The sequence below is a fragment of the Tenacibaculum profundi genome, from assembly GCF_052050075.1.
GTDB lineage: Bacteria > Bacteroidota > Bacteroidia > Flavobacteriales > Flavobacteriaceae > Polaribacter.
The window spans coordinates 2,609,495-2,629,546 of sequence record NZ_CP197225.1 but is presented as its reverse complement, the minus strand read 5'-3'; the positions used below and the strand labels follow the sequence as shown (position 1 = coordinate 2,629,546).

Sequence of the window (20,052 nt, the reverse complement as noted above, 5' to 3'; positions counted from 1 at the left end):
TTATGAATATATTTGCCAAAAAATATATTTATTATGAAAAATATACACAACACTAAAGTTTTAGCAGCACAAGTATCTCAAGAAGAAAGAATAGCTTTTTATAAAAAAACATATTCTCATGTAGCAGGAGGAGTTTTTCTTTTTTTAGTTTTTGAGTTTTTATTCCTACAAAGTGCCAGTCTTGTAAACTTTGCACTATCTATGTTGGATGGATATAAATGGTTAATCTTATTAGGCGGTTTTATGCTCGTTACAAACTATGCTGAAAGTACTGCGATGAAAACTTCGGATAAAAATGTTCAGTATTTAGCATATTCCATTTATATTTTTGCTGAAGCATTTATCTTTGTCCCCCTTATTTATATGGCTATTAATGCTACTAATAGTTTCGAAATTTTAAATCAGGCAGCTATTGTAACCCTCGGTTTATTTACAGGAATATCTTCAATTGTATTTATCACTAAAAAAGATTTTTCTTTTATTAGAGCTGGTTTAGCTTTAGGGTTTTTCATAGCTATAGCCTTAGTTATTGCTGGAGCAATTTTTGGTTTCAACTTAGGTCTGTGGTTTTCTGTAGGAATGTGTGTTTTAGCTGGAGGTTCTATTTTATATCAAACTTCTAATATGGTTCACAAATATTCGACCGAAGATTATATTCCTGCAGCTTTAGGTTTATTTGCATCTTTAATGTTATTATTCTGGTATATAATACAGCTTTTCTTGTCTCGAGACTAAGAAGAATAAAACTTGTAAAAAATAAAAAGGCATCTCGAAATCATTCAAGATGCTTTTTTTATGAAAAAATTCATTTTTTAATACTTTCACTTAGAAGAATTAGAAAATTTTCTTCTTATACTTTTTAAACCAACATCATTTGTGCCTTTTTTATAGCTCCCAACAATATGTCTATCTCCTCTTTCGTATTATAAAAAGCAAAAGAAGCCCTTACAGTACCTGGTATACAAAAGAAGTCCATAATAGGTTGCGCACAGTGATGGCCTGTCCTAACAGCTATTCCTAATTTATCGAGGATTGTTCCGATATCATAAGGATGAATCCCTTCTATATTAAAGGAAATAACAGCTGTTTTGTTAGTTGTACCATAAATTTTTAATCCATCAATCTCCTCAAGTTGTTTGGTTGCATATTTCAACAAGTCATTTTCCTGTTTCATAATAAATTCAAACCCAATTGAGTTCATATAATCTAAAGCGACACCAAAAGCAATACCTCCGCATATATTTGGTGTTCCTGCCTCAAACTTATGTGGCAAACCAGCATAAGTAGTTTTTTCAAAAGTCACTGTTTCAATCATTTCACCTCCTCCTTGATAAGGTGGTAATAAATTCAATAACTCTTCTTTACCATATAGAACACCAACTCCTGTAGGACCACACATTTTATGAGCAGAAACTACGTAATAATCAACATCTAATTTTTGAAAATCTGGTTTAATATGAGGGCAAGCTTGTGCTCCATCTATAAGTACTTTAGCTCCTACTTCATGAGCGGAATCTATTATTTCTTTAACAGGATTAATAGTTCCTAGAGCATTTGATACATGGTTACAAAAAACAAGCTTCGTTTTCGAATTTAAAAGTTTATGATAAGCTATCATATCCAAAGCTCCATCATCTTTCATTGGAATTACTTTTAAAACTGCTCCTACTTTTTCGCATACCATTTGCCATGGTACAATATTAGAATGATGCTCTAAAGCAGATACCAATATCTCATCTCCAAAACTTAAAATAGAGGAATAACCAGATGCTACTATATTTATACTATGCGTAGTACCAGAAGTCAAAATTATCTCATATGAGTTTTTTGCATTAAAATGCTTTTGAATCTTTATTCTTGACGCCTCATATTTATCTGTTGCCTCTTGGCTTAGAGCATGTACGCCTCTGTGAATATTTGCATTGTAATTAGAATAGTAATCAATTATTGCATCAATAACGATTTGAGGAGTCTGAGAAGTAGCTCCATTATCAAAATAAACCAATTGTTTCCCATTAACTTTTCTTTTTAAAATTGGGAAATCTTCTCTAATTTTCTCTATAGTGGGCATTTGCTATTCTATTTAACACAAAGGTACGGCTTGATTTTCAAAAAAAACAAGAATCAAATAAATTATTCGTATATTATAATAGTTCTAAATTTTTAAAATCAAACTAGTAGATAACAAGATATAACAAAAGACATCGGTATACATTTTTTTACTGAAATTAGTTATTTTTGCTTAAAATATTTAGAATGAAATCATTTAAATTCCCCCTTCTTCTTGTAATTCTTTTTATAATTTTTATTCTTCTGTATTTAAACTATCCGCGTTTAAATATCCTTGCTGGCTATTCTGCAAAAAACACTGCCTCGTCTGTATTTGTTGCTGGTAGAACACTTGCGTTTACTGATAGCACAGACAATAATTTCTCCCCAATCAATCTAACGTCTGATAAGATCAATAGCAAAGAAAAATCAGCTTCAGGGTCAGTTTTTGGTTTATTAACCAGGAAAGCTATTTACAGAAAAGGGCAAGGATGTGTTTTAATTGGTAATGACTTTAATACCCAAAAAACTTTTTTAGTTCCCAAAAGAACAAGACCTAACATAAAATCTTCATTTCCTTTTGGAAATAAACCACAGGAAGATACAATATTCAAAAATATTAATTATCAAAAATTGAATTCAGCCATAGAATCAATGTTTAACCCAATTAATAAAACAAGAGCTGTTGTTGTTGTTTATAAAAATCAAATTATAGCAGAAAAATATGGACCTGAATTCACCAAGAACTCTAAAATTTTAGGTTGGTCAATGACAAAAAGTATTACGGGTACATTATTCGGAATTTTACAATGTCAAGGACACTTAAATGTTTTCGACAAAGCGCCGATTTCGGAATGGCAAAATGATGATCGAAAAAATATCTCCATTCATAATTTACTTCAAATGAACTCAGGACTTGAATGGGAAGAAGATTATAATACCATTTCTGATGTGACTAAAATGCTATTTTTAGAAAAAGATATGACAAAAGTACAAATTGACAAACCTTTTGTTGGAAAACCAAATGAGACATGGAATTATTCTTCTGGAACTACAAACTTACTATCAGGCATTCTTAGACAACAATTTGACTCTCATCAAGAATATTTAGATTTCTGGTACCAAGCATTAATTGATAAAATAGGCATGAACTCAATGTTAGTAGAAACCGATATGAATGGAAATTACGTAGGATCATCTTATGCTTGGGCAACCCCAAGAGATTGGGCTAAGTTAGGACTTTTATATTTAAACAATGGTAATTGGAACGGTGAACAATTATTTGATAAAGATTGGGTCGATTATGCAACAACGCCAACGCCAACTTCGAATGGGGGGTATGGAGCTCAGATATGGCTAAATGCAGGAAATAGATATCCTGACGTACCCAAGGACATGTATTCTTTTAATGGCTATCAAGGACAAAATGTTTTTATATTACCAGAACAAGAAATGGTAATTGTTCGTATGGGGCTGACAAAAAATGCAGACATTAATTTATTTTTAAAATCTATAATTTCAGTAATAAAAAACTAAAATATGAATCCTTATTACTATGTAATTTCCATTAACGGTCTACTATTTTTTTTTAGTATTATATTTTATCTATTTCCTCCTAAAAAAATTAGCTCAATTTATGGATATAGAACACCAAAAACAATGAAAAACGAAACAGTATGGAAATTTGCTAATGCTTTTTTTGTGCAACAATTTTTTAAATATTCGGCAATTTCCTTTATAATGGCTCTTTTATTTGTTTATCTATTTAAGCACGTAAGCTGGCAACCAATGGCTATTATGCTTATATCTTTGGCTGTTTCAGTAGTAAAAACGGAAATAGAGATCGGTAAAAATTTTGACGATAACGGTAACCAAAAATAAACTTCAACAATTCTAAGAAGAACTAGGCTTAAAGTCCCTTTTGTAATAAACTATTTTTTATACTCCTCCTTTAGGATTGAAATATCTTTAATAATTTTCTGTATTTCTTCCTTCTTAGTCCCATCATAAATACCTCTTATTCTTCGTTCTTTATCGATGAGCACGAAATTTTCTGTATGTATAAAATCATTCTCATCTCCGTTTCCTTCATCTAGAACTGCGAAATAACTCTTACGAGCTAAATCATATATGTGCTTCTTGTCACCTGTAGTTACATTCCACTTACTATCAATAACACCCTTCATATCAGCATAATTGCGAAGTACAGAAACACTATCAATGGTTGGAGTAACTGAATGTGACAGAAACGCTATATCATCATCATTTATATAGTAATTTTGTAGGTCTGTCATATTACTAGCCATGACAATACAAATATTCTTACACCTCGTAAAAAAGAAATCTGCTACATAGATTTTATCTTTATAATTATTTTCAGTGATAGTATCTCCATTTTGATTAATCAGTTTAAAGTTTGCTACCGTATGATTTTTTGATTTTCCCCTTAAGGATACATCAACAAGTTTTGGATTAATATCTTTGGGATTAAGTATAGGTAATCTGTTTTCCACCTTTACTAGATGATAGTAAAACGGTAACCCAACAGCCATAAAAACTATAAAAAATATAAACGTATTCTTTGACTTTTTAAAGAACAGTAGATCCATTTTGAATAAATTGTGTATCACAAAAATACAGCTTTAAAAATCGTTTTTATTCCATTGAAACGAAAAGTTTGTTAAAAGAAAAAATAGATTAGGCTTCAAACTTTTAGAACTCTTTTTAAAAACGTACATTTGTCAGATTTTAAAAATATAGAAACGATACGTTTTATGGAAATTTTAATAAAGGCATCTCAATTTATTTTAAGTTTATCACTACTTATAGTTCTTCATGAATTGGGACACTTCATTCCTGCCAAATTATTTAAGACAAAAGTTGAAAAGTTCTATTTATTTTTCGATTATAAATTTTCACTATTTAAAAAGAAAATTGGAGAAACTGTCTATGGAATCGGTTGGATTCCTCTGGGTGGGTATGTTAAAATTGCTGGTATGATTGATGAAAGCATGGATAAGGAGCAAATGAAGCAAGAACCGAAACCATGGGAATTTAGATCGAAGCCAGCTTGGCAACGACTAATCATAATGCTAGGAGGTGTCACCGTAAATTTTATTCTAGGTATTTTAATCTACATCTGTTTATTATGGGGATATGGAGAAAAGTTTATACCTAATGAAAATGTTAAAGATGGTGTTTGGGTACAAGACTCATTAGCTATGAATTTAGGCTTAAAAACTGGAGACAAAATTATAAATATCGATGGTGAAAAGCCAAGAATGTTTCGGGAACTTACAGCCAAATTTATTAATGGGGAAGTATTTTCTATTGAAAGGAATGGAAAAACTATAACAAAACAAATTCCTGAAAACTTTATTGCTCAACTAATCGACAAAAAGGAAAAATTAGAACGTCCTCTAATTTCATTAAGAGTTCCATTCATGATTGCAAAATTGAGTGACAGTTCATTGAATATAAATTCTGGGCTAGAAAAAAAAGATTTAATCGTTGGTGTCAATGGAACAAAACTCAAATACTACGATGAAATTGTTAGTAGTTTTCAAACTTATAAGAATCAAACTATTTCATTAAATGTAAAAAGAGGCGAAGAACTAAAAACAGTAAATGTAAAAATTTCTCAGGAAGGAAAAATAGGTGCCTATCCAGTTAACTTATCTCAAGAACAACTTGAGAGGTTAGGATATTATAAACTAGCTAACTTTAATTACTCTTTTACTGAGGCGATTCCTAAAGGTTTTCAAAAAACTTGGACAACTTTAACAGACTATGTCAAGCAATTGAAAAAAATCTTTAATCCTAGTACTGGAGCTTACAAAGGTTTAGGTGGTTTCTTATCTATCGCAGATGTATTTCCTTCAGCATGGAGTTGGTATGCTTTCTGGAGTATTACTGCCTTTTTATCTATAATGTTAGGTTTCATGAATCTTTTACCAATTCCTGCTTTAGATGGAGGCCATGTAGTGTTTACGCTTTGGGAAATGATTACTGGTAAAAAGCCCAGCGATAAATTTTTAGAATATGCACAGATAATAGGCTTCATTATTTTACTTGCATTACTAATTTTCGCAAATGGTAATGATATTGCCAGAAAATTATTCTAAAAGAACTCATCAATAAAAAGTACTTGATAAAAAACAGCTAGAAACTCTCGAGATATTATCTCGAGAGTTTTTTATTTTTACTAAATGAAACTCCAACCACCTTTTAAAAAAATAATTCATGTTGACATGGATGCTTTTTACGCTTCCGTTGAACAACTAGATAATCCTGAATTAATTGGAAAACCTGTGGCTGTCGGAGGAAGTGAAGTTAGAGGTGTGGTTTCGGCAGCTAGTTATGAAGCTAGAAAATATGGAATTCGATCAGCGATGAGTGGTATTTTGGCTCGAAAAAAATGTCCTCATTTGGTTTTTGTGAAACCTCGTTTTGCTCGATATAAGGAAATCTCTTCTAAAATTAGAACCATTTTTCATGAATATACCGATCTAGTGGAACCTTTATCGCTAGACGAAGCCTATCTAGATGTTACAGAAAATAAAAAAGGAAATCCCTCTGCAAGTTTAATTGCTCAGGAAATACGTAAGAAAATTTGGGAAAAACTTCAACTGAAAGCATCCGCAGGTATCTCTATTAACAAATTCTTAGCCAAAGTGGCCTCCGATTTTAATAAACCTGATGGACAAAAGACTATAAATCCTGATGAAGTTATTAATTTTCTAGAAGAACTCCCAATTAATAAATTTTATGGCATCGGTAAAGTTACAGCAGCCAAAATGCATAATCTTGGCATCTTTGACGGTGCTGATTTAAAGAAAAAATCTCTTGAAGAGCTAACTAAATTGTTTGGAAAATCAGGAAATCATTACTACCATATCGTTCGAGGTATTCAAAAAAACGAAGTGAAACCCGATAGAACTCGCAAATCAATTGCAGCAGAACGCACATTCATAGATAATATTTCTTCTGAAATATATATGCTGGAACGTCTAGAAAGTATTGCAGATGAACTAGAAAAAAGAATGATTAACTCAAAAACGAAAGGAAAAACCATTACCTTAAAAATAAGATACAGCGATTTTACTCAACAAACTCGAAGCAAAACAATTTTAAATTTTATATCAAAAAAAAAGGATTTCTTTCCCTCAGTAAAAGAACTTCTTTTTCAAGAAAATTTAAGAGAATCCGTTAGATTACTTGGCATTTCAATTAGTAACTTGGATAATAACAAACATCCAATATCTATTCAACTTTCTTTCGATTTTTAACTTAAAGGAATTTTTAAAGTAACTCTTGTTCCCTTTGGATCCCCATTTTTCTTTATTAAATCACTGTATTCCAAAGTATAATTGTTCTGAAAACTATCGGAAAAATTTCTCAGCCTTTGTTTTGTTAATTCTATCCCTATTGATTTTCTCTTTAATGATTTATTTGTTTTTATTTTAAAAGCCTGATACCTACCAACACCATTATCTTCGATCTCGATTTGAAAGTAATCATCAGAACATTTAGTTACTTTCAAAGAAACTTTTTTATCGCCTCTCTTTGAAGATAATCCATGCCAAATAGCGTTCTCTAAAAATGGTTGGAGTATTAGTGGTGGAATTTTTACTTTATCAAGATTTATAGCCTCATCAACTTTTTCGATGTAATTTATTTCGTTTGAAAATCTCATGTTTTCAATACTCATATATAATTTCATCGTTTTCAACTCTTCACTTAAACTAACCTCTTTCGTTTTTGAGGACTCTAAAATACTCCTTATTAACTTTGAAAACTTATTTAAATAGAATACTGCATTCTTTTGTTCGTTTTTTATAATATAAAGTTTTATTGAATTTAATGCATTAAAAACAAAATGAGGATTCATTTGACTTTGGAGTGCTTCTTGTTTAAGCATAAGAATTTTCTTTTCATCATTCAGAAGCCTCTGTCCGTATATTGCATAAAGTAAAACACCAAACAAGGCTATCGAAACTAGAGCTATAACTAATACGTTTCTATTACGAGTTAATTTAAGCTTTGTTATCTCATTTTCCTTTGCTAATCCTTTTATCTTATTATTCTTAACTTCATTGTCATATTTATTAATTAAATTATTTACATAAAGTACATTTCTATCATTAAAAGTTTTACGTTCTCCCTCAATTGATTTTTTATAGAACATATAAGCTTTTTTATAATTTTCTTGTAACAAATATATTTCTGAAAGGTACTCGTATGATTTATTAAAAATTTTAGGTAAACCATACTTAATTCCTACTTGAAGAGCTTTTTTAATACTTTTTTCAGCTTCTTTTAATCTTAAAAGTTTTACTTGACAATACCCATAAGTATTATAAAAAATTCCTGAATAATAACTATTATCCATTCCGTCAACTATGGACCTTACTTCTTTAATTACGTCAAAAGCCTTAAGGTATTCCCCTCTCATTATCAAAATATTACTAATACTATTATGACATATAGCTTTCCCTAATTCTGATTTAATCTCCTTATTATACTTTAAAGATAAATTATAGTTTTCCAGCGCAGCGTTAATATCTCCCAGATTTTGATAAGCAAGCCCCATGTTTTGATAATTAATCGCTAAACCTCTTTTATCAGATAATTTTCTTTGAGTAACAATTGCTTCTTCAAATTTATCAAGAGCAAGCTTGTATTGCTTTAAAGTTAGATAAATATTACCTATACTATTTTGAGAGATACTTTTATTACGCATAATATTTTCAGTATCTTCTTCATAATTATTAAGTAATTCAAGAGCATATTGATGATAATTCAATGCACTTCTAATTTTCTCCTGTCTCCTATAAACAACTCCTATAAGATTTAACGTAGTTATTTCTGCAGGAATCTCTTTTATTTTCCTAGAAATGTTTAAAGCTTTATCATGGTTTTCTATTGATTCTCTATATAAAGATTTATTTCTCTGAGCTTTTCCAATCGAATTATATGCATATATTTTCCCAAATTCATTTCCATACTTAAAGCTTTTCTCTAGTAAATTATGTCGATCATAATTACTAAATTTAAAAGGCTCAAAATAAGCCTCCACCTCAAAAAATGTTTGGAATTTCTTTTCAAAATATTCATTAATGATTTCATCATTTTCAGACAGATTATGCTGCCCAAATGCCATAACCGAAAAAAACATTACGAAGAAAAAAACTAGCCCTTTTTTATCCATCAAAGTTAAAATTTATCGAGAAAATCAGATTTTTTTTGTCTTGAAACAGGGATTTTATGCCCTCCCTCTAAAACAACGTAACCATCTGCCTTCAAAAACTCCTTAATTTTATTTAAATTAATAATGAAAGAATTGTGTATTCTAAAAAACTGATCGTCTGGAAGTAATAGGTTTACTTCCTTCAATTTCTTTGTAATTACAATTTTTTTATTCTGTACCATGTATATAGAACTATAATTTCCATCAGATTCTACGTAAATAATTTCTGATTCATCCAAAAATATTAGTTTACCATCTGTACTAATAGTTATTTTTCTTCTATTAAATTGTTCGTTAAAACTCGTTAGAATTTTTTCAAATTTTTGTGTACTGTCTGTTTTTGAATGATACGTTTTTATTCGATTTAACGTTTCTTCTAAATCATCAGAATCAATCGGTTTTAGTAAATAATCTATTGCTTGATTTTTTAATGCTTTTATAGCATACTCGTTATATGCTGTAGTTATGACAACTGCAAAATCTCTCTTTTTTAGCTTTTGTAATAATTTAAAGCCATCCATTGTAGGCATTTCTATATCTAAAAAAAGACAATCTAAACTATTCGAATTTATATAATCTATTGCTTTTTTTTCGTCTGAAAATGTCTTAATCACCTCAATATCACTACTAAAATTAGAAAGTTCCCACTTAAGTCCCTGAATAGCTTTAGGTTCATCGTCAACAATAACTGCTTTTAACATGTATTACTTTTGTACCAAATGTACCTTAATAAAAATTAAAAATAAAATGGTTTTTTGATAATTAGCTACAAAAAACATTAATTTATGACCTTATATAAAATTAATCACTCCATTTATACAACTGAAACAACTAACTATACATAACCGTTTCACCAAACTGTTTTTTAGTCGCATCTTTGTAGTGTATTATACAAGGGGAATCATTTTGATAATTGGGGGATTAGTCAAAAATGATAATTAAATTGAGAGGTATTGTTTTAACAATACCTTTCTTTTTTTTACACATCTAGCATTATTATTTTTTTACAGCATAAAAAAAACTGTTTCATATATTATATGAAACAGTTTTTTTTTATACTAATAAACAATGTTTATACCTCAAAAGGAACTATAGAAACATACGATTTATTATCTCTTTTCTTTTGAAACTTCACAACACCATCAACTCTTGCATGTAAAGTATGATCTTTACCCATGTATACATTTTCTCCTGGATTGTGTTGAGTACCTCTTTGACGAACAATAATATTACCAGCAATTGCCGCTTGCCCTCCGAAGATTTTTACACCTAAACGTTTCGATTCCGATTCACGACCGTTTTTCGAACTACCGACACCTTTTTTATGAGCCATCTTTTAAGTTTTTAAGGTTAATTATTTACTTAATACTTCAATTAATTCAGCTTTCTTAAGAGAAGTGTATCCACTGATACCTTTTTCTTTTGCTAAAGCCTTTAATTCAGAGACAGTTTTTGAGCTTAAATCATTAGCGTCTACTACTTCCTCTGCTTTGGGAGCTTCTTTCTTAGCTACTGCTTTTTTTACACCTGAACTAGCAATTGCTTCAATCTGAATTTCAGTTAAGTATTGTCTGTGTCCATTTTTTTTCTTGTAACCTTTTCTTCTCTTCTTTTTGAAAACAATTACTTTATCACCTTTTAAGTGACCTAAAATCTTAGCAGTAACTCCTGCTCCTTCTATAGCTGGGGCGCCAACTGTTATACTTCCACTTTCTTCTATAAGCATTACTTTATCAAAAGTTACTTTTGATCCTTCTGCTTCTTGTAAGCGGTGAACGTATACTTTTTGGTCTTTTGCTACTTTAAATTGCTGCCCTGCTATCTCTACGATTGCGTACATACTTCTTATTTTGCGTTTATACATTAACACGCAACTCTATAATAGAATTGCGGGTGCAAATATAGTTGTTATTTCTTTAACTCACAATCTACTAGTCATAAAAGCAACAATTCATTTTTAAAAAAATAAAAAAAAGTTATTTTTTGTAACTAATAACCAAAATATGAGTCATATTTTTGATAATTAATAAAGTAAATTAAAAGTAATAGATGAAAAAAAATATTTTCACTCTTGCTGCCACTGTTGCATTTGTTCTTGCATCGAACGCACAGAAGGTTGATTTTGAAGAGTACGACTTAACTAATGGAATGCATGTAATTCTTCATCAAGACAATACTGCACCGATCGTAACAACATCAGTAATGTATCATGTTGGAGCCAAAGATGAAGAACCTAATCGTACAGGAATGGCTCATTTTTTTGAGCATTTATTATTTGAAGGCACTAAAAACATAAAAAAGGGAGATTGGTTCAAGATTGTATCCTCTAACGGAGGAACCAACAATGCAAATACAACAGATGATCGAACATACTATTATGAAGTTTTTCCATCAAATAATTTAGAATTAGGTTTATGGATGGAATCAGAAAGATTAATGCATCCTGTTATAAAACAAGAAGGAGTTGACACTCAAAATGAAGTGGTCAAAGAAGAAAAGCGTTTAAGAGTTGATAACCAGCCCTATTCTCGCTTTCTTGAAAATGTTAAAAAACATATGTTTAAGAAACATCCTTATAAGGGTACTACAATTGGGAAAATGAAACATCTTGATGCAGCAACTTTAGATGAATTTCTTGCTTTTAATAAAAAATTCTATATTCCAAACAATGCTACCCTAGTAGTAGCTGGAGATATTAACATTCAAGAAACTAAAAAATTAATCAAAGCATATTTTGGACCGATACCTAAAGGGAAAAATATTATAAGAAATTTTCCTAAGGAAGACCCTATAGAAAAAGAATTTAAAGCAAAGGCTTATGATCCAAACATTCAAATACCCGCTATAGTTGCAGCATACAGAACTCCCTCAATGAAGACAAGAGATGCTCGTGTATTAGATATGATTTCTTCCTATTTAAGCAGTGGTAAAAGCTCTGTACTATATAAAAAACTTGTTGACAAGAAAAAAATGGCATTTCAAGCTGGTGCTTTTAATTTAAGTCAAGAAGATTATGGAACCTACATCTTATATGCGCTTCCATTAGGAGCGAATACACTTGATGATCTAATAAAAGAAATTGATGTAGAAATTGATAAAATTCAAAATGAATTAATTTCTGAAAAAAGCTTTCAAAAGTTACAAAACAAGTTTGAAAATGATTTTGTAAACTCAAACTCAAACATCGAGGGCATTGCCAATTCATTAGCTCGATTTAACGTACTTTATGGCAACACTAACCTTATTAATACAGAGATCGATATTTACAGATCCATCACAAGAAAAGAAATTCAAACAGTAGCTCAAAAGTACTTAAATAAGAAACAACGCTTGGTAATGGAGTATTTGCCAGAGTCAAAAAAATAATTCCAGTAACTAGACATAATATGAAGAAAATTATAGCATCAGCAGTAGCATTGGTAACCATGTCTTTTGCTGTTACAGCGCAACAAATAGATAGAAGTATCCAACCGAAACCAGGGCCTTCCCCTAAAATTAAATTAGGGAAAGCTCAAAAATTTAATCTATCAAACGGATTAAAAGTTATTATGGTTGAAAACCATAAACTTCCGCGTGTCTCAGCATCATTAACTATTGATAACCCCCCTTTAATTGAAGGAAATAAGGCTGGAGTATCTGAATTAATGGGAGACCTTCTAGGAAGCGGCACTTCAAAAATTTCAAAAGACAATTTTAATGAACGTATTGATTATTTAGGCGCTTCTATTTTTTACAAAAGTAATGGAGCATATGCCTCATCGTTAACCAAATACTTTACTGAAATATTAGAATTAATGGCTGAAGGTGTTAAGGATCCTCTATTTACTAAAGAGGAATTTGATAAAGCTGTAGAAAGGACGCTAGAAGGTATTAAATCCAATGAAAAAAATGTAAAAGCAATAGCAAGAAGGGTAGAAAACGCATTAGTGTATGGTAAAAATCATCCTTATGGAGAGTTCATCACAAAAGAAAGTATTAATCAAATTACTTTGGAAGATGTAAAAAATAATTACACTACTTACTACAAACCTAATAATGCTTATTTAGTTATCGTTGGTGATATTGACACTAAAAAAACTAAAAAACTAGTAGAAAAATATTTTGATTCATGGAAAAAAGGAGTTATTCCATCATCAACAACACCAAAACCTAAAAATGTAAGTGCCACAGAAATCAATTTTATTGATATGCCAAACGCTGTTCAATCTGAAGTTTCTGTAATTAACTCAATAGACCTAACTTTAGGAGATAAAGATTACTATGCTGCATTATTAGCTAATAATATTCTTGGAGGTGGTGGAACAGCTCGTTTATTCATGAATTTACGAGAAGACAAAGGGTACACCTACGGGTCTTATTCAAACATATCTCAAGATAAATTAGAAGGAGCAGGAACCTTTAAGGCTAGTGCTGCCGTTAGAAATGTTGTTACTGACAGCGCTGTAGTTGAAATTCAAAAAGAAATCAATAAAATACGATACCAAAAGGCTTCAAAGGAAGAGCTTAAAAATTCAAAAGCTAAATACATTGGTAATTTCGTAAGGAATGTTCAAAAACCAAAAACAATTGCCCGATTTGCTTTGAATATAGCTAAATACAATTTACCCGATAATTTCTATGAAGATTATCTAAAAAACATTAATGCAGTTACTTTAGAGGAGGTTCAAAATGCAGCTTTAAAATATTTTAAAGGAGATAATGCTCGAATAATTATTACAGGTAAAGGTCTTGATGTACTTAAAAATCTAGAAAAAAACTCCGATTATACAATTAATTATTACGATAAATACGGAGAACCAACATCAAAACCTGCAATGAAAAAAGAGATTCCTGCTGGAGTTACAAAAGAAAGTATTTTGAATAAATACTTTGATGCTTTAGGTGGTGTTAATAAAATTAAATCCCTTTACTCAACATTTACTACTTACGAGGGCGAAGCAGCAGGTAATAAGATTAAGAACATTGAAAAAAGAACTGCGTCAAACTATGAAAATTCTCTTGGGATGAATGATAATATAATGATGAGAATGATCATGAATAAAGAATCTGTAAAAATTAATGGACAACCATTACCTGCAGATATGGCAACTGAAATGACTTTTTCACTTGGAGTATTTCCTGAAATCGGATATTTAAAAGATGAAAACACAAAACTAACAGGAATTGAATCAGTTAATAGTCAAGAAGCCTATGTGATATCTCGGAAAGGAAAAATAATATCATGGACCTCTTATTACGATTCAAAAAGTGGTTTAAAAATTAAAGAAATTCAAACAACCAATATGGGAGGGACGGCACAAAATCAAGAAACTGTTTATAGTGACTACAAGCAGTTTAATGGTGTTCTTTTTCCTTCTAAAAAAACGGGAAATTTAGGCCCACAGAGCATAAATCTAATACTGATTGATGCCAAAGTAAATGAAGGCGTTTCCGATGCTGACTTTAAATAAAAAATTCCTTTTTAAGAGTCAAGTTTTCTCTTGACTCTTTTTATTTTTTCTTATTTACCATATAAACCCCTAATAATATAACCAGTGCGGCTATTATCTGAATTCCACTTAGCTTCTCTCCATCAATTACGCCCCATATAACAGCTACAACTGGTATTAAGTAAGTTACAGACGTTGAAAAGATTGGCGAAGAAATCTGAATTAACTTATTAAATATTATTTTGGCCATCACCGTTCCGAATATAGCTAATATGAATATATATATAAGTGCTGTCTTTGTTTGAGATGTTAACTCAAATGACCCAGGAAAGTCAGAGTAAAAAAGTATTATTAAAGCTGGAATAATAATAAAAATGAAGTTGCCTACTGTGATGGCTAAAGCATCTAAATCTTGTAAATACTTTTTAATAATATTTACATTAAATGCATAACCAAAAGATGAAATAATTGGCAATAAAGCATACCAATAATTTTGATTAGGATTCATAGTTGCTCCTTGAGAAATCAAAACAATAGTCCCACATAAACCGATAAATATTCCCACTAATTGCTCTTTTTTAAAATTGAAACTAAAAAAAGTAGCTCCTATCCATAAAGCATTAAAAGGTGTAATTGAATTTAATATTGAAGCTATGGAACTATCAATACCCATGATCGCATAAGCATACATAAAAGCTGGGAAAAACGTACCCAAAAGTGAACTTATTAAAATCCACTTCCATTGTTTTTTTTTTATTGATTTAATTGATGAATAGCCTATAATTAACAAGAAAAAACCTGCTATAACCAGTCTTAATGCACCAACTTGAATAGGAGTTAAGCCAATAAGAGCTCTTTTCATAAGGATAAAAGAACTACCCCAAACAAGAGAAAGCGTAATGAGGTATAACCATTTTTGGTGATTAATAAGCATTTAAATTTATTTTGGATACAAAAATCGACTATTTATATAGTATAATATTATATTATTGATAAATTTGTATAATAACCCAATAGTCTAAAGTGATGAAAATTGAAAAATTACTAATAGTATTTGCCTTTATATGTCTGATCATTACAAGCTGTAAAAAATCAGAAAATAAAGATACTGAACCTCAGAAGAATGAGTTAACCACTAAAATAGAAGAAGCTAGCTTTACCGTATCAGGGATGACCTGTGAAATCGGTTGTGCAAAGATTATTGCTTCAAAACTCTCTAAAAAAGATGGTATAATTGATGCTAAAGTATCTTTTGAAAATGGTACTGCCAATGTAAAATATGATAGCAATAGAACCGACAAGAAAGATATTATTAAATTTATTGATGGAATTGCTGACGGTGAAACATACAAAGCTGAAGAATTTACAGGAGAAAAAATAAGTTGCAAGAAAGAATGTGAAAAAAATTGCAAAAAAGAGTGTGCAACGAACTCTGATAAAACACCCTCTGTTAAATGTGAGAAAAAATGCTGTGTAAAAGATGATGATAAAAAAGTCGCCTGTGCAGATGATTGTCAAAAAAACTGTTGTTCTAAAGCATAATTAAAATAAAGCAAAATAAAAAAGCGGCTAGTATTTTTAAAAATACTAGCCGCTTTTTTTATTTTGTATAATAACGATCAGTTTACAACAACATTGACAGACTCACTTGCTCTTCTCTCCAACTCCGCCTGAAATTCCTCCATAACAGGCTTGACTGTACTCTCTGGAATATCTATTATCTTGATATACATTAAACCATCAACTGCATTGTTAAATTTGGGATCTACATTAAACGCTACCAACCTTGCATTTTGCTTAACATATTTCTTAATTAATACAGGCATTCTTAAGGCACCTGGTTCAATTTCATCAATTATCTTATCAAACTTCTGAAGATCTGCTTCTGTTTCATCAAAAACGAAATCTTTATCTGTATCTTTTAATTTTACCTTAAACTCTTTCTTTGGATGGATGTATTGTGCTATATATGGATCGTAGTAATGTGACTTCATAAACTCGATCATAAGTGATTTCGAAAACTCAGAAAACTGATTACTAATACTCACACCCCCTATTAGGTATTTATGGTCAGGATAACGAAGTGTTACATGAACAATTCCTTTCCATAGAAGAAATAAAGGCATTGGTTTTTGCTGATATTGTTTCACGATAAAAGCCCTTCCCATTTCAATAGAAGACTCCATCATTGAATATAGCTCTGGCTCTATTCTAAACAACGTCTGAATATAGAATCCATTAATACCCAATTTCTTATAGATTTCTTTTCCAATACCCATTCTATAAGCTCCGACAAGACAATTTGCATCACTATCCCAAAGGAACATATGGTAATAATATTTGTCGTATTTATCTAAATCTAGTGATTTATTGCTTCCTTCCCCAACCTCTCTAAATGTGATCTCTCGTAATCTTCCTATCTCATGGAGGAGATTCGGTATTTGCTTAGCACTGGAAAAAAACACCTCATAATTCTTACTCTTCAATAATCTAGCATCTGATGCTCGAAGTTTTTCTACCTCCTTAATAAATAAATCTGGATTTTTTTGACTAGATATATTTTTTGCTTTCTTAGGAATTTTCAAATGTTGCGATGACAAAATTTTTTGAGAAGATTTTTCATATGGATTAGCTAACATATATGTTTTTCTTCTTAAAAACTGATAAAAATCGGGGATTTCTGGATAAGCTTCTTGATCTTTTACCAAAATAGGCTTTCCTATCCTTACTTTTATAATTCTATTTTTCTGAGAAAGTAACTCAGAAGGCAACTTAGCCGTGCGTAATGTATCACTAATCTTAGATAAAAAATAAAATAATTTACTATTTTTTGCATGAAAGTATATGGGTATAACAGGTACCTTTGCTTTTTTAATCAAGCGAACAGCTCCTTCCTCCCACTCTTTGTCAACCATAAGTTTACCATCACGATAGGTAGATACCTCTCCTGCTGGAAAAATTCCTAAAGGCTTTCCTTCTCTTAAATGAAGGAGCGCGTTTTTTATACCAGAAACACTTGATTTAGCGTCTTTATGGTTCTCAAAAGGGTTTACAGGCATAACATAAGGCTTCAATGGCTCAACCCGATGCAATAAAAAGTTAGCTATTATTTTGTAATCGGCTCTATGCTCAACTAAAAGTTTTAATAAAAGAATACCATCTATACCTCCCAATGGATGATTGGATATTGTTATAAATGGTCCATCCTTAGGTATTCTCTTTAAATCTTCCTCAGGAATTTCAAATTCTATTTGAAATTCATTCAACAATCCATTTAAAAACGGTAAATCTTTCTTATGCTTATGCTTGTTATAGACTTCATTTGCCTTCGAAATCCTCAAAATTTTCATCAATAACCATCCTGAAAACACTCCTAAAACTCCAAACTTATCTGTACCAATTGCTTTCGCTAATTCTTTTGGTGTTACTAATCCCATTATTTAGATTAAGTTAAACATAACTACAAATATAGGGTAAATTTGCGAGGTTTACGTGCTTTCTTCAATGACTAATTGCGCCGTTTTTGTATTTATTTGTCTTATTAGTGATTTTCCTTTTTGCCTTATCAAGTCAATCGCATCATCATCAAAATGTCTTATGGTATATAAAGTTACTCCTTTGTAGGCTTTTATATTATAAATATGTTTAAGCTCTTGGTAAAACTCATCAAAATTATTAAATTTATCGTCTACGCATACTGAAAAACTCAATGCTGAATTTTGCACTAAATTAACCTTTAATCTATGCTTATGTAATTTTTCAAATACCTGGCTAATGTTATTTTCCACCATAAATGAAAAATCTTTAACTGAGATAGAAATCAAAATCTGATTCTTCTTAACGATATAACAAGATATTAAAGGTCTCAATGAAACCCCTTTACTAACTCTTGTCCCTTTTTTATCAAGATGATCGAATGACCTTACATATAAAGGTATATTTCTCTTTTCTAGAGGCTGAATTGTTTTTGGATGAATTACAGAGGCTCCATAAAAAGCCATCTCAATTGCCTCAGAATATGAAATTTCCTTTAACAACTCTGTTTTTGAAAACACTCTTGGATCTGCATTTAAAACCCCCTCAACATCTTTCCAAATAGTTACACTATGCGCATTTAAACAAAAAGCGAAAATTCCTGCTGTATAATCGGAACCTTCTCTACCCAATGTTGTTGTTGTATCATTGTTTCTACCTATAAAACCTTGTGTTATATTTAACCTTTGAACATCAACATTACCCTTTATTATTTTTTCTGTAGAACTCCAATTAATTTTTGCGTCTCTGTAATTAGAGTCTGTTTTTAGATACTCTCTAACATCTAGCCAATTATTTTCGATTCCGATACTTTTTAAATAAAAACTAACAATCGTAGTTGACAACAATTCTCCATAACCTACAATTTGATCATAAACATAATTATAGTCTCTAGATTCATTTTGAATCATAAATCCATTTAATTCCCCTAACAATTCATTAACTCTATTTTTAACATTCTCACTGTCTATTTCAAATAAATCTTTAATAATATTAAAATGAAAATCATAAATGAAAGTTAAAGCTTCATTCAAATTATTTTGTCGGTTATAATAGGCGTCAATTAATACTTCAAAAGCATTTGTCATTTTCCCCATTGCTGAGATAACTACCAAGGTACTATCTGTTCCTTCTTGTTGTAATACTCTTACAACATTTCTTACAGCGGAAGCATTTTTTACAGATGCTCCTCCAAACTTAAATATTCTCATTATTTAGTTTTTCTTCACAAATTCTTTTAATCCAGTTTCATTCATATGCACAACTTGCCAACTATCTAAAATAGTAGCACCTGTACTTTCGTAAAAACCAACAGCACTTTTATTCCAATCCAACACTTCCCAAGATACTCTTTTACACCCCTGAAGGTCTGCATATTTCAGTACTTCTGTATACAAGGCTTTACCTGCTCCAATTCCTCTATGAGATTTTGTTACCATTAGGTCTTCTAGATGAATTATTCTTCCTTTCCAAGTTGAATACCTTTCAAAAAAAAGAGCCATTCCAATAACAAATCCATCAGAATCCTCAGCAACAAATGTTTTAAACTTTGAATTTGAGGAGAAACCATCTCGAATTAAATGATCTTCGGTTACCTCAACTTCATTCGGTAATTTTTCAAATTCAGCTAATTCTTTAATCAATCTAAGAATTGCATTTACATCATGTACCTCACCTTTTCTAATAACAAAATTCATTGTTGATTTTTTCGTAAAGATACTTTGAAAACACTTTTTTAAAAATAATCCTATGATTTAAAACATATCATTTTAATTTGTTGAAAATTTTAAA

The 20,052-nt window shown here is 30.5% G+C and carries 18 protein-coding genes; 8 read left to right on the top strand and 10 right to left on the bottom strand.

The annotated features are described in order from the left end of the window. Window positions 1-33: 33 nt before the first annotated feature. Window positions 34-735 (top strand): Bax inhibitor-1/YccA family protein, encoded by a 702-nt coding sequence (locus ACSIGE_RS10700; protein ID WP_440879863.1) that lies wholly within the window; start codon window positions 34-36, stop codon window positions 733-735. 124 nt (window positions 736-859) lie between these two features. On the opposite strand, the gene ACSIGE_RS10695 is transcribed toward ACSIGE_RS10700, so the two are convergent. Further along, window positions 860-2,071 carry an aminotransferase class V-fold PLP-dependent enzyme gene (locus tag ACSIGE_RS10695; RefSeq protein ID WP_440879862.1) on the bottom strand — a complete coding sequence of 404 codons (1,212 nt, stop codon included), beginning with the start codon at window positions 2,069-2,071 and terminating at the stop codon, window positions 860-862. A 185-nt stretch (window positions 2,072-2,256) separates the two neighbouring features. On the opposite strand from ACSIGE_RS10695, the gene ACSIGE_RS10690 reads away from it, so the two are divergent. Both ACSIGE_RS10690 and ACSIGE_RS10685 read left to right on the top strand, forming a co-directional pair. Then, entirely contained in the window at window positions 2,257-3,585 is a 1,329-nt protein-coding gene (locus tag ACSIGE_RS10690; protein ID WP_440879861.1) for a serine hydrolase domain-containing protein, read from the top strand. A 3-nt stretch (window positions 3,586-3,588) separates the two neighbouring features. After that, the gene (locus tag ACSIGE_RS10685) at window positions 3,589-3,930 is read left to right on the top strand and encodes an SdpI family protein (RefSeq protein WP_440879860.1); all 342 of its coding nucleotides are present in this window, start codon (window positions 3,589-3,591) and stop codon (window positions 3,928-3,930) included. A gap of 50 nt (window positions 3,931-3,980) precedes the next feature. Here the strand turns inward: ACSIGE_RS10685 and ACSIGE_RS10680 are convergent, their stop codons facing one another. Next, on the bottom strand, window positions 3,981-4,658 hold the full coding sequence (locus ACSIGE_RS10680) for an SCO family protein (RefSeq protein WP_440879859.1): 678 nt from the start codon (window positions 4,656-4,658) through the stop codon (window positions 3,981-3,983). 165 nt (window positions 4,659-4,823) lie between these two features. Here ACSIGE_RS10680 and rseP point away from each other — a divergent pair, with 165 nt between their 5' ends. Together rseP and dinB are read left to right on the top strand one after the other, a co-directional pair. Beyond that, window positions 4,824-6,173, top strand: a complete 1,350-nt coding sequence (gene rseP, locus ACSIGE_RS10675; RefSeq protein WP_440879858.1) for an RIP metalloprotease RseP — start codon at window positions 4,824-4,826, stop codon at window positions 6,171-6,173. Between the two features lie 84 nt (window positions 6,174-6,257). Beyond that, on the top strand, window positions 6,258-7,337 hold the full coding sequence (gene dinB / locus ACSIGE_RS10670; RefSeq protein ID WP_440879857.1) for a DNA polymerase IV: 1,080 nt from the start codon (window positions 6,258-6,260) through the stop codon (window positions 7,335-7,337). On the opposite strand, the gene ACSIGE_RS10665 is transcribed toward dinB, so the two are convergent. The 4 genes from ACSIGE_RS10665 to rplU all read right to left on the bottom strand — a co-directional run bounded on the left by ACSIGE_RS10665 (window position 7,334) and on the right by rplU (window position 11,138). Beyond that, the gene (locus tag ACSIGE_RS10665; protein WP_440879856.1) at window positions 7,334-9,259 is read right to left on the bottom strand and encodes a tetratricopeptide repeat-containing sensor histidine kinase; all 1,926 of its coding nucleotides are present in this window, start codon (window positions 9,257-9,259) and stop codon (window positions 7,334-7,336) included. The two genes, dinB and ACSIGE_RS10665, sit on opposite strands and share 4 nt — an antisense overlap. Before the next feature lie 5 nt (window positions 9,260-9,264). Beyond that, window positions 9,265-9,999: a LytR/AlgR family response regulator transcription factor gene (locus ACSIGE_RS10660; RefSeq protein ID WP_440879855.1), complete on the bottom strand. Its 735-nt coding sequence runs from the start codon at window positions 9,997-9,999 to the stop codon at window positions 9,265-9,267. Window positions 10,000-10,370: 371 nt separating this feature from the next. Further along, the gene (gene rpmA, locus ACSIGE_RS10655) at window positions 10,371-10,631 is read right to left on the bottom strand and encodes a 50S ribosomal protein L27 (protein WP_440879854.1); all 261 of its coding nucleotides are present in this window, start codon (window positions 10,629-10,631) and stop codon (window positions 10,371-10,373) included. A 21-nt stretch (window positions 10,632-10,652) separates the two neighbouring features. After that, window positions 10,653-11,138 (bottom strand): 50S ribosomal protein L21, encoded by a 486-nt coding sequence (gene rplU / locus ACSIGE_RS10650; RefSeq protein WP_440879853.1) that lies wholly within the window; start codon window positions 11,136-11,138, stop codon window positions 10,653-10,655. A gap of 209 nt (window positions 11,139-11,347) precedes the next feature. Here rplU and ACSIGE_RS10645 point away from each other — a divergent pair, with 209 nt between their 5' ends. Both ACSIGE_RS10645 and ACSIGE_RS10640 read left to right on the top strand, forming a co-directional pair. Beyond that, window positions 11,348-12,664: a M16 family metallopeptidase gene (locus ACSIGE_RS10645; protein WP_440879852.1), complete on the top strand. Its 1,317-nt coding sequence runs from the start codon at window positions 11,348-11,350 to the stop codon at window positions 12,662-12,664. A gap of 20 nt (window positions 12,665-12,684) precedes the next feature. Then, window positions 12,685-14,748, top strand: a complete 2,064-nt coding sequence (locus ACSIGE_RS10640; protein ID WP_440879851.1) for an insulinase family protein — start codon at window positions 12,685-12,687, stop codon at window positions 14,746-14,748. 40 nt (window positions 14,749-14,788) lie between these two features. Here ACSIGE_RS10640 and ACSIGE_RS10635 read toward each other — a convergent pair whose 3' ends face one another. Further along, a complete protein-coding gene (locus ACSIGE_RS10635) occupies window positions 14,789-15,661 on the bottom strand; it encodes a DMT family transporter (protein ID WP_440879850.1) in 873 nt (290 codons plus the stop codon). A gap of 92 nt (window positions 15,662-15,753) precedes the next feature. Between ACSIGE_RS10635 and ACSIGE_RS10630 the strand changes: the two genes are divergently transcribed. After that, window positions 15,754-16,269: a heavy-metal-associated domain-containing protein gene (locus tag ACSIGE_RS10630; RefSeq protein WP_440879849.1), complete on the top strand. Its 516-nt coding sequence runs from the start codon at window positions 15,754-15,756 to the stop codon at window positions 16,267-16,269. 77 nt (window positions 16,270-16,346) lie between these two features. Here ACSIGE_RS10630 and ACSIGE_RS10625 read toward each other — a convergent pair whose 3' ends face one another. The 3 genes from ACSIGE_RS10625 to ACSIGE_RS10615 are packed head-to-tail and all read right to left on the bottom strand — an operon-like array spanning window position 16,347 to window position 19,958. Beyond that, the gene (locus ACSIGE_RS10625) at window positions 16,347-18,164 is read right to left on the bottom strand and encodes a GNAT family N-acyltransferase (RefSeq protein ID WP_440879848.1); all 1,818 of its coding nucleotides are present in this window, start codon (window positions 18,162-18,164) and stop codon (window positions 16,347-16,349) included. A gap of 51 nt (window positions 18,165-18,215) precedes the next feature. Next, the gene (locus tag ACSIGE_RS10620) at window positions 18,216-19,472 is read right to left on the bottom strand and encodes an aspartate kinase (protein WP_440879847.1); all 1,257 of its coding nucleotides are present in this window, start codon (window positions 19,470-19,472) and stop codon (window positions 18,216-18,218) included. 3 nt (window positions 19,473-19,475) lie between these two features. Beyond that, entirely contained in the window at window positions 19,476-19,958 is a 483-nt protein-coding gene (locus ACSIGE_RS10615) for an N-acetyltransferase family protein (RefSeq protein ID WP_440879846.1), read from the bottom strand. Between the last annotated feature and the right edge of the window lie 94 nt (window positions 19,959-20,052).